The sequence below is a fragment of the Pseudomonas sp. W2Oct36 genome (assembly GCF_041060465.1).
Classification (GTDB): domain Bacteria; phylum Pseudomonadota; class Gammaproteobacteria; order Pseudomonadales; family Pseudomonadaceae; genus Aquipseudomonas; species Aquipseudomonas graminis_B.
This window is the reverse complement of the sequence record NZ_JAUERW010000015.1, coordinates 127,969-138,814: the sequence shown is the minus strand read 5'-3', so window position 1 is coordinate 138,814 and position 10,846 is coordinate 127,969. Positions and strand designations below refer to the sequence as shown.

Here is a 10,846-nt window from a genome sequence, read left to right as displayed (position 1 = left end):
GCCGCCACACAGACGCGGGATGGAGCAGTCTGGTAGCTCGTCGGGCTCATAACCCGAAGGTCGTCGGTTCAAATCCGGCTCCCGCAACCAAACATCAAAAAAGGCTACTCGAAAGAGTGGCCTTTTTTGTGGCCGCTGTTTGAGCAGGCCCGCCCCCATCGTTACCCCCCTCACCTCTTCATATGAATCAAACCGGGTCCATGGATGACGGCGACCTGCCCTTAGGCGCGGATGTCGATAAAAGCCTTGTCCAACCGCCACTTAGGCGACCCAACGCTGCCGATACGGTTATTTTGTCGATCCTTGGCATTAAAGGTTGACACTTTGTGGTTCGACTGTAGAATGCCGCCACACAGACGCGGGATGGAGCAGTCTGGTAGCTCGTCGGGCTCATAACCCGAAGGTCGTCGGTTCAAATCCGGCTCCCGCAACCAACATCTAAAAAGGCTACTCGAAAGAGTGGCCTTTTTTTTGCCTCGCTGAAAGCTCACGAACAGCGGGTCGGAATCCTTGTCACATCCCATTACCGGGGTGCGCTCATCCGAGAGGTCTTGTTACTGTATGTTGCCGGGGCAATAGTTTTAATCGCCCCGGCCGATACGCTGGCCAGCGACTGAACCTAGACTGAACGGTCACTGATACGTACCCGTGGTATTCGCCCGTTAGACGTTGAAGCGCTAACATCCTGAATTATTTTTTGCGTAGGGATTGGTAACTTGGCTGTATACCTCCATCCTGTCGCGCACGATCCAAGGAGTGATTGATGCGCGCCAACCCGTCCGACACAAATGAAGCAGTGACGGAGCATCCTCCGGCTCCCCCGAAACGATTGCGCCCACGCGAACTGGTGAGCAAGTACCGTCAACCCATCGGGTTGGGCGTCACCATCCTTTTGTTCGCCGTCGCCCTGATCGCCTGCCGGCACATGCTGACCGAGCTGGACATCTACGCCCTGCAGGATTCGCTGCTCAGCGTGCCGCTGCCTTCTCTGGCGGGCGCGGTGCTGGCGACGGCGATCGGCTTTGTGATTCTGCTGGGCTATGAGTGGTCCGCGAGTCGCTACGCCAATGTCGATCTGCCACCGAAGTCGCTGATCATGGGCGGGTTTTGCGCGTTCGCCATCGGCAACGCCGTAGGCCTGTCAATGTTGTCCGGCGGCTCGGTTCGTTACCGTCTTTATTCGCGACTGGGAGTGGGTGCGGGCGAAGTTGCCCACATGACCCTTTTCGCCAGCCTGTCACTGGGTTGCGCACTTCCCCCGCTGGCGGCCCTGGCGACCTTGAGCGACCTGCCCGCCGCTTCGCTGGCGCTGCATGTGTCGGTGCCGGTGCTGGCCACCGTGGCGGTGGCGGTGTTGGCCATCAGCGCAATCCTCGGTTATGCCATTTATCGCCGACGTCTGCCGGAACAGACGATCCCGCATAACTTGCTGGTGCGCGCCGGCCGCCGAACGCTGCGTTTGCCTGGCGTGCGCCTGACGCTGATGCAGCTGGTGATCACCGCGCTGGACGTTGCAGCCGCTGCGGCCGTCCTTTATCTGTTGCTGCCCTCCGCCCCACCCTTCGGCGCTTTCCTGCTGGTTTACCTGCTGGCCTTGGCCGCCGGTGTTCTCAGCCACGTGCCCGGCGGGGTCGGCGTCTTTGAAGCCATTCTGCTCGCCGCATTTGCCGACGAACTGGGCGCTGCACCGTTGGCTGCCGCGCTGCTGCTGTACCGCCTGATTTACGTGGTGATGCCACTGCTGATCGCGTGTCTGGTGCTGCTCTACAGTGAGGCCAAGCGACTGCTTTTCGCGCAACAGGCCATGCGTGTTGCATCAGGCCTTGGCGCCCCGATTCTGGCGTTGCTGGTGTTTCTCTCCGGCGTGGTACTGCTGTTTTCCGGCTCCACGCCCGAGATCGATACCCGTCTGGAGAGTCTCGGGTTCCTCATTCCCCATCGACTGATCGACGCCTCTCACTTCGGCGCCAGCCTGATTGGCGTGCTCTGCCTGCTGCTTGCCCAAGGCCTGCGTCGTCGCCTCTCCGCGGCATGGATGCTGACGACAGTTCTGCTGTTTGTGGGCTCCATCCTATCTATCCTCAAGGGCTTCGACTGGGAAGAAGCGAGCCTGCTGCTGCTGACCGCGTGCCTGCTGGCGATCTTCCGGCGCTCGTTCTACCGCCCGAGTCGTTTGCTGGAGCTGCCGTTTTCGCCGCTGTATCTGGTCGCCAGTGTTTGCGTACTGGGGGCTTCGGTCTGGCTGCTGCTGTTCGCCTACCAGGACGTGCCCTACAGCCACCAGCTGTGGTGGCAATTCACCCTGGACGCCGACGCCCCTCGCGGGCTGCGTTCGGCACTGGGCAGCGCGGTGTTGCTGTTGATCGTCTCGCTGACCTGGCTGCTGCGCACCGCACGCCCTGTGATCAACCTGCCGGACGAGGCGCAACTGGCCAAAGCGGCGGAGATCATCAAAGCGTCCAGCCAGCCCGATGGCGGCCTGGTCCTCACCGGCGACAAAGCGGTGCTGATGCACCCGGACGGCAACGCCTTTCTGATGTACGCCCATCGTGGCCGCAGCCTGGTTGCCTTGTACGACCCGATTGGCCCGACCCAGCAACGGGCCGAGCTGATCTGGCAGTTTCGCGATCTGTGCGACGTTCACCATGCCCGTCCCGTGTTCTATCAGGTGCGCGCCGAGAACCTGCCGTTCTACATGGACATCGGCCTGACTGCTATCAAGCTGGGCGAAGAAGCCCGCGTGGATCTGCACAAGTTCGATATCGAAGCCAAGGGCAAGGAAATGAAGGACCTGCGCTACACCTGGAACCGGGGTGGGCGCGACGGTCTGTCGCTGGAAATCTATGAAGTGGGTCAAGCGCCCATGGACGAGCTCAAAGTGATTTCCGATGCGTGGCTAATGGGCAAGAACGTGCGCGAGAAAGGCTTCTCGCTGGGCCGCTTCAGCCTGGAGTACCTCAAGCATTTCCGTATCGCCATCGTCCATTTCCAGGGCAAGCCGGTCGCGTTCTCCAATCTGCTGGAGACCTCGCGCAATGATCTGGCGAGCCTGGACCTGATGCGCTCGCACCCGGAAGCGCCAAAGCTGACCATGGAATTCATGATGGTCGGGCTGATCCTGCATTACAAAAAAGAAGGTTACGCCCGCTTCAGCCTCGGCATGGTGCCGTTGTCCGGGCTGCAACCGCGGCGTGGCGCACCTCTGACCCAGCGTCTGGGTTCGATGGTGTTCAGCCGTGGCGAACAGCTCTACAACTTCCAGGGGCTGCGCCGTTTCAAAGACAAATTCCAGCCTGACTGGGAACCTCGTTATATGGCCGTGCCCGCAGGACTTGATCCGCTGGTGGCACTGGCAGATACCGCCGCCCTGATCGCGGGCGGCCTGACTGGATTGGTGAAACGCTGATGATTCAACGCTACTGGCGCTTTTTGCTCGCAGCCCTGGTAATTCTGGTGGTGGCATTGGGTTTCTGGCTGTGGAACCGCCCCGCCGCGCAACCGACCCTTGAACACATCACCCTGGACGACGGCTCTGCGCTGATCCGTGTAGTGCCCTCGACCAAGGTGAAAACCCAAGTCGCCCTGGCCGTCACCGCCGAAGAATCACTGACCGAGAAGCAACTGCTCGCCCTGAGCTACGACGCTTCCGCTCGTGTGATCCAAGTGACACTGCCGAAGGATGACTGTCAGCTTCAGGCCAAGACCTTCAATGCTGCGCTGCAGAAGCTCGACGGTGCCCCTGATCTGGTCGCCGGTGTCGGGCCTGGTGCTTCGGTGGCCTGGCGCTGGCTGGCCGGTCAGAACAACGACAACGCCCGAGCTATCTCGGTCGGTTTTGTCCGTGATCAGCCGGGCTGCACCGACCCTGTGCCGAAAGCCGCCGCGCACGGCAAATGGACGGTCGCCTGGAACGATGGGCCTGACGACGAAAGCGCCACGCTGGTTCGCGACGCACCCAACACCGAAACCAGCATCAGCGATTACGACATCAAGTACCCGCAGGTGCTGAACAACGAAGTGCGCCGTCGGCTGATTGGTGGTGATGACAACGGCGGCCTGAACATTCCTGTGGTTGAGGTGCCGTCTTCACAGCCCTCCGACACAGTGACGCTGTTTCTGTCCGGCGACGGCGGCTGGCGCGACCTGGACAAGGACGTGGCAGGCGACATGGCGAAAATGGGCGGCTACCCAGTCGTCGGCATCGACACGCTGCGTTATTACTGGGAGCACAAGTCCCCCGAGCAAACGGCCGCTGATCTCAGCGAGCTGATGGCCCACTACCGGCAGAAATGGGGTGCCAAGCACTTCGTCCTTGCCGGCTACTCCTTCGGCGCCGATGTGCTGCCCGCGATCTACAACCGCTTGCCGGAAGAAGACAAGGCGCGGGTCGACGGGATCATCCTGCTCGCCTTCGCCCGCACCGGCAGCTTCGAGATCGCTGTTGAAGGGTGGTTGGGCGCTGCCGGTAAAGAAGCCGCGACAGGGCCTGAAATGGCCAAGCTGCCCGGCGACAAGGTGTTGTGCGTCTACGGCATCGAAGAGAAGGACGAAAGCGGCTGCACCGAAGCCACTGCGCCCGGCGAGAAGATGCAGCTGCCCGGTGGCCATCACTTTGACGAAGACTACCCTGCCCTGGCCAAGCGCTTGAGTGCGGTGATCGACAAGTGGAAGGGCAAAGAGCCCGCCGCCGAGTAATCCAGCCCCCATAAAAAATCCCCGCGCTCTTGCGAGTGCGGGGATTTTTTTGTTTTTGGGGTCTGCTCAAGCCGGTTAGCATCTGGGATACGTTTCATCCCCGGGGGACCGGCTTCAGCCGGGCAGAGGCCAGTGCGTACGCCGTCAATCTCTCGGCGTGCCGCCCGACGCTTTCCCGGCTAAAGCCGGTCCTACAATGGTCAGTGCCGCCAATCCCACTGGACGCACGCATTCCCCGTAGGACCGGCTTCAGCCTGGAAGAGGCCTGTATGTACGCCATCAATCTCGCGGCGTGCCACCTGACGCTTTCCCGGCTAAAGCCGGTCCTACAATGGTCAGTGCCGCCAATCCCACTGGACGTACGCATTCCCCGTAGGACCGGCTTCAGCCGGGAAGAGGCCAGTGCGTACGCCATCAATCTCGCGTCGTGCCGCCTGACGCTTTCCCGGCTAAAGCCGGTCCTACAATGGTCAGTGCCGCCAATCCCACTGGACGCACGCATTCCCCGTAGGACCGGCTTCAGCCGGGAAGAGGCCTGTAGGACCGGCCTCAGCCGGGAAGAGGCCAGTGCGTACGCCATCAATCTCGCGGCGTGACGCCCGACACATTCCCGGCTAAAGCCGGTCCTACAATGGTCCAGTACCGCCAATCCCACTGGGCGTACGCATTCTTTCAGTAGGACCGGCTTCAGCCGGGAAGAGGCCTGTATGTGCGCCATCAATCTCGCGTCGTGCCACCTGATGCCTTCCCGGCTAAAGCCGGTCCTACAATGGTCAGTGCCGCCAATTCCACTGGACGCACGCATTCCCCGTAGGACCGGCTTCAGCCGGGAAGAGGCCAGTGCGTACGCCATCAATCTCGCGTCGTGACACCCGACACATTCCCGGTTAAACCCCATCGCGCCGAAACGGAGCTGATTACATCTCCACCTGCGTACCCAGTTCGATCACGCGGTTAAATGGCAGCTTGAAGAACCTCAGATTGCCGTTGGCGTTCTTCAGCATGAACGCGAACAGACCCTCGCGCCAGCGGGCCATGCCCTCCAGTTTCGACGAGACCACGGTTTCGCGGCTGAGGAAGTAGGTCGTGCGCATCGGACTGAAGTCCAGCTCCTTCAGGTGACACAGGCTGAGGGCCGCCGGCACGTCCGGCTCATCGATGAAGCCGAAGTGCAGAATCACGCGATAGAAGCCCTCGCCAAACGCCTCGACCTCGAAGCGTTGCGCTGCCGGCACGCGCGGGGCGTCTTCGTACACAACGGTCAGCAATACAACTTGTTCATGCAGCACCTGGTTGTGCAGCAAATTATGCAACAGCGCATGGGGCACGGCGTCCGCACGCGCCGTCAGAAACACTGCCGTACCCTGAACGCGATGGGGCGGCTGCACGCGAATACTGCTGATGAAGATCGGCAGCGGCAGACCCCCTTCGTCGATGCGGTCCACCAGCAGCTGCTTGCCGCGCTTCCAGGTGGTCATCAGGATGAACAGCGCAATGCCCGCCAGGAACGGGAACGCCCCGCCCTGCAGGACTTTTGGCACGTTCGCCGCGAAGAACATGCCGTCCACGAACAGGCATCCGGCCAAAATCGGCACCGCGATCAGCGGTGGCCACTTCCAGGCCAGCAGCATGACCGCCGCCACCAGAATCGTCGTGCAGAGCATCGTGCCGGTCACCGCCACGCCGTAGGCCGAGGCCAGCGCGCCGGAAGACTCAAAGCCCAGCACCAGCAGGATTACCCCGACCATCAGCGCCCAGTTCACCGCGCCGATGTAGATCTGCCCTTGGGCGTCGCTTGAGGTGTGCTGGATGTACATGCGCGGGATATAGCCGAGCTGAATCGCCTGCAGCGTCATCGAGAACGCCCCGGAGATCACCGCCTGCGAAGCAATAATGGTCGCCAGGGTCGACAGCGCGATCAACGGCAACAGCGCCCAACTCGGCGCCAGGAGGTAGAACGGGTTGCGCACCGCTTCCGGGTCTTGGATCACCAGGGCGCCCTGACCGAAGTAGTTCAGCACCAGCGCCGGCAATACCAGCGCGAACCACGCGCGCGAGATCGGCTTGCGACCGAAGTGACCCATGTCCGCGTACAGCGCCTCGGCACCGGTCAGTGCGAGAACTACGGCGCCCAGGACCGATACGCCAATGCCGGGATGATCGATAAAGAAGCGAACCGCCCACACCGGATTGACCGCGTGCAGCACTTCCGGCTGCTGGAGGATGCCGTGGACACCGAGCACGCCGAGGGTCACGAACCACAGCACCATGATCGGGCCAAACATCACGCCGATCCGCGCGGTGCCGTGACGCTGAATCAGAAACAGCGCCACCAGCACAACCAGAGAAATGGGCACCACCCAGTGCTCAAGCCCGTCAAATGCCAGCTCCATGCCCTCGACCGCCGACAACACGGAGATCGCCGGGGTGATCATGCTGTCGCCGTAAAACAGCGCTGCGCCGAATAGGCCAAAGACGATCATGCTCGCCTGCAGCTTCGGGTATTTGGCTGAAGCCCTTCGCGCCAGCGCCGTGAGCGCCATGATGCCGCCTTCGCCGTCATTGTCGGCACGCAGCACCAAGGCCATGTATTTGAAGGAGACCACCCAGATCAGTGACCAGAAGATCAGCGACAGAATGCCCAGTACGGCGTCGTGACCGGCTTGCACGCCGTAGCCGCCGACGAACACTTCTTTAATGGTGTACAGCGGGCTGGTACCGATGTCGCCATAGGCTACACCCACCGCGCCCACCAGCAGACTCAGCGGTTTTGCCGAAGAATGCCCGACCCCTGCCTGACTCGTTGCGTGACCCATTTACCACTCCTGAAACCATGACTCGATCACCGCGATCCGGCGTTGTCGGATTGACCTGCGCCGCACCGGTAAATTCCGATGCGCCCGGCCCACTTGGGGCGCCGGGCGTAACGCCGCGAAGCATAGCGCAGCACTCGTCGTAATTCTCTGTATAACACTGGTCAATCGTTCGACGCGCCGCTAGAATTGCGCACTTTTTGATCAGAGGCGCCCCAAGCGCCCAGTCAATGCTTCGGCTATTCGCCGGGCATCCTACGCCGAGGTTAGTCAATGTCCACCGTCACCACGTCCGCCGCCCCGAAGGTCGGCTTTGTCAGCCTCGGTTGCCCGAAGTACACGTTAAATAAACATAAATGATCATCCTATGTCCTCGACCACAACATCCAATTGAGGCGTACCTTTTGCACGGGCCATTATGCTCTGCTTCAGCAGCGATCATCGTAGTGCAAAGGGTCGAACCTTCTTACCTTGTTAGCAATTGCGTTCTCACAGAAATTCTTGGTAAATTCACGGACTAAAACTTACGTATTCATGCGAAAGGCCTTGACTAGTCAAGGCGGCAATCAATAAAGACTGGATTTTCAATAGGATCATAAAGACAAGTGGATTAGGGCCGGACACTCTGATAAATATCGATAATGAGGGAACATAATGAATAACTACATATCACACATTAAAACCTTGATACCCAACTCAGAAAAAGAGGCCGTAATAAATTTTGACAGTCTAAACCTTATAATCACCGGCGCAAATGGTTGCGGAAAGACTCAGTTCATAAACCATCTTTATAATTATTTAACGCAGCGAATAGTTAACAGACAAAATATTGACATAAACCAAGCTCAGTCACAAATTACAACATATGAAAGCCATCTAAAGAGCATAACAAAAGCAGATTCTAGTTATGAAGCTTACGTCTCCACTATTGACGCATTAAAGATACAAGTTAAGCTCGCAACTGAGCCACCACTTACGGTCAGCAATATCGAGCAATTTACCATTGACTACCACGACAACCTCGCTATCCTTATAAAATTCGATGCAACCCGGCAAGCAAACATCAGAGCGGCGAACTCATCTAGAAGCGCGGAAACATTAAAACAAGAGTCAATTCAACTCGCAGACACTGGATCTTTATTTGAAGAATACCTTGTTAGTCAAAAAACAGCGCAAGCATACGCCGAGTCGCCAAATATCGACAACAAGCCCTTAGAAGCTAAAAAAATCTCGGACTGGTTCACAAAACTAGAACACGACCTCCAAGAACTTTTCGAAGATCCATCTTTAATTCTTATATTCGACTCTTCATCACAAAGCTTTTATATAAAACAAAACAATAAATCAAAGTATAGATTTCAACAACTATCTTCTGGCTTCTCATCCATATTAGCCATTTACGCTAATTTACTTACCAAGATACAGCTACGCGCGACCACCCCTGAAGAGCTATATGGCATAGTTTTCATTGACGAGATAGACGCACACCTCCATGTTTCTTTACAGCGAAAAATTCTGTCATTTCTCGTTAAAGCTTTCCCCAAAGTCCAATTTATCGTGTCAACGCATTCCCCGTTTGTCGTTTCTTCAGTCAGCAATGCAGTGATATATGATTTATCAACGCTAGAACAGGTTGAAGACTTGTCGATGTACTCATACGAAGCAATTTTATCCGGCTTATTCAATGTTCTTCCGGTATCTGAAGTACTCAAAGAAAAAATTATAGCTCTAGGCAAAATGTTAAGCTCGCCGACTGACCATTTAGATAAAATGGAATCCCTAGTACTAGAAATCGGAGAGCATGAGAATGTTCTAGACAGCGAGTCGGCTACATTTTTGAAAAGAGCCAAAATACAGATCAACAAGCTTCACAACAAGGAAGTATAATGTTCAATACCACTAGACCGCTGGAAATACCACCTTCTTTAAATTCCAGGCAAAGATATGACGGAGAAGATGTCTACAGCAAGCTTAGTGAAATCTTTTTTGATAAGTGTTATATCTGTGAAACCAAGGAACCACACGATATCAACGTCGAGCATTTTGACGCCCATCAAAATGACGTTAATAAAAAGTTTAATTGGCACAATCTGTATCTGGCATGCAGCCGCTGCAACAACATAAAAAATGCTTTTTATAATAACATTTTGGATTGTTGCAACCCCGCACAGGATGTTTTTCGAGCTATTAAGCATCTACCTGCCGCGACCCCCTTCGCCAAGTCCGTACAGATCATCTTAGTTTCAGATGACGAAAAAGCAAGATCTACCTGCAACCTCTTAGAAAAAGTTTATAACAGTGAACACACCATCAACAAAAAAGTATCAGGATCCTTCCTCCGCAGAAAGATCTATGACCAGTACAACTTACTGCTTGACCAGATAAATAACTACTATGGCCCCACCGCAACCGAAGCTGAGAAGGCGTTGGCGATCAATAAAATCCAAGTACTGATTCAGAGGCAAGCACCGTACTCTGCATTCATTAGATGGTGCATCCTCGAGGATGAAAAGCTTGGACCCATGCTAAATGAGCTAATGGACTGATGAAGCCTCAGTCGAGAAAATCGATGTGTACTGCAGTGCATCCTTGGAAATACATGCGCATCAATTTCCTTCAGTCGAGAAAATTGACGTCGCATGATCCAACATTGCGAACTTTCGTGAAGCGCATAATCCAGTCTCAGGATTAGCAACAGCCAGTTTGGCGCGGTTATTTTGCCAGAACGGACCAAAGCTGTTCTATTCGCGTTGTATAGCTGCTACTCATTCGCTCCCTTTTCATTTTCCACTCTGGATCTGCAGACACGCTACCAGCCCGCAATGTACCCCTACCCCACTTGTCATTAATCTCATCCAACACCCCCATCACTTTGTTCGCCCCGATGGGCTGCGAGACCGCTAACAGAACATCGGTAAACTCCCCCGGCTGACGTAGATCCATCAGCAGCACCTCGGCCTTGCTGTATTTGAAACCTGGCCGGTACCCGCGGTTGACCGCCTCTTTCGCGGCTTTCGTCATCAGCCTCACGTCATTCGTTGGGTACGGCAGCTCAAACAGCGCGCCGTTGGCGTACTTAGCTTCCTCGGGATTGAACATGCAGGTGCGGATGCTGACGCGAAGCTTGTATCCAATAGGAGTGTTTGGACCTACGTTTTTCCGATGCGCGCTGCTTGTAGGTGGCCACCGCTTCTCGATCGCATCCCACCAAGCGCCGAGCATTCCGCTACGGTAGATCCCCTACTCCGCCAGATGGGATTCCCAGCAAAGCGGCGTCGTTCATAACACCCCGGATCACCAACTCATGTACTCGGGAGGTCATTTAGGTTTATCCGGCA

General features: G+C 56.5%; 5 protein-coding genes, 2 tRNA genes and 1 pseudogene. 6 read left to right on the top strand and 2 right to left on the bottom strand.

All coding sequences use genetic code 11. From position 1 onward, the window contains the following. Positions 1-13: 13 nt before the first annotated feature. From QWI18_RS19100 to QWI18_RS19085, 4 genes are all read left to right on the top strand, one after another. A tRNA-Met gene (locus QWI18_RS19100) sits at positions 14-90 on the top strand. Positions 91-357: 267 nt separating this feature from the next. After that, positions 358-434: transfer RNA gene (locus QWI18_RS19095), tRNA-Met, on the top strand. Positions 435-763: 329 nt separating this feature from the next. Continuing rightward, a complete protein-coding gene (gene mprF / locus QWI18_RS19090; protein WP_296306196.1) occupies positions 764-3,406 on the top strand; it encodes a bifunctional lysylphosphatidylglycerol flippase/synthetase MprF in 2,643 nt (880 codons plus the stop codon). Next, positions 3,406-4,695, top strand: coding sequence for a virulence factor family protein (locus tag QWI18_RS19085; RefSeq protein ID WP_192132128.1), 1,290 nt, complete (start codon positions 3,406-3,408; stop codon positions 4,693-4,695). Before mprF ends, QWI18_RS19085 begins: the two co-directional genes overlap by 1 nt. A 917-nt stretch (positions 4,696-5,612) precedes the next feature. Here the strand turns inward: QWI18_RS19085 and QWI18_RS19080 are convergent. After that, positions 5,613-7,511 (bottom strand): potassium transporter Kup, encoded by a 1,899-nt coding sequence (locus QWI18_RS19080; protein WP_065989764.1) that lies wholly within the window; start codon positions 7,509-7,511, stop codon positions 5,613-5,615. Between the two features lie 651 nt (positions 7,512-8,162). On the opposite strand from QWI18_RS19080, the gene QWI18_RS19075 reads away from it, so the two are divergent. Beyond that, positions 8,163-9,395, top strand: coding sequence for an AAA family ATPase (locus QWI18_RS19075; protein WP_369319562.1), 1,233 nt, complete (start codon positions 8,163-8,165; stop codon positions 9,393-9,395). Continuing rightward, positions 9,395-10,054: a hypothetical protein gene (locus QWI18_RS19070; RefSeq protein WP_369319561.1), complete on the top strand. Its 660-nt coding sequence runs from the start codon at positions 9,395-9,397 to the stop codon at positions 10,052-10,054. Before QWI18_RS19075 ends, QWI18_RS19070 begins: the two co-directional genes overlap by 1 nt. 166 nt (positions 10,055-10,220) lie before the next feature. On the opposite strand, the pseudogene QWI18_RS19065 reads toward QWI18_RS19070, so the two are convergent. Then, positions 10,221-10,704, bottom strand: a pseudogene (locus QWI18_RS19065) (DUF4113 domain-containing protein); the annotation flags it as partial. Between the last annotated feature and the right edge of the window lie 142 nt (positions 10,705-10,846).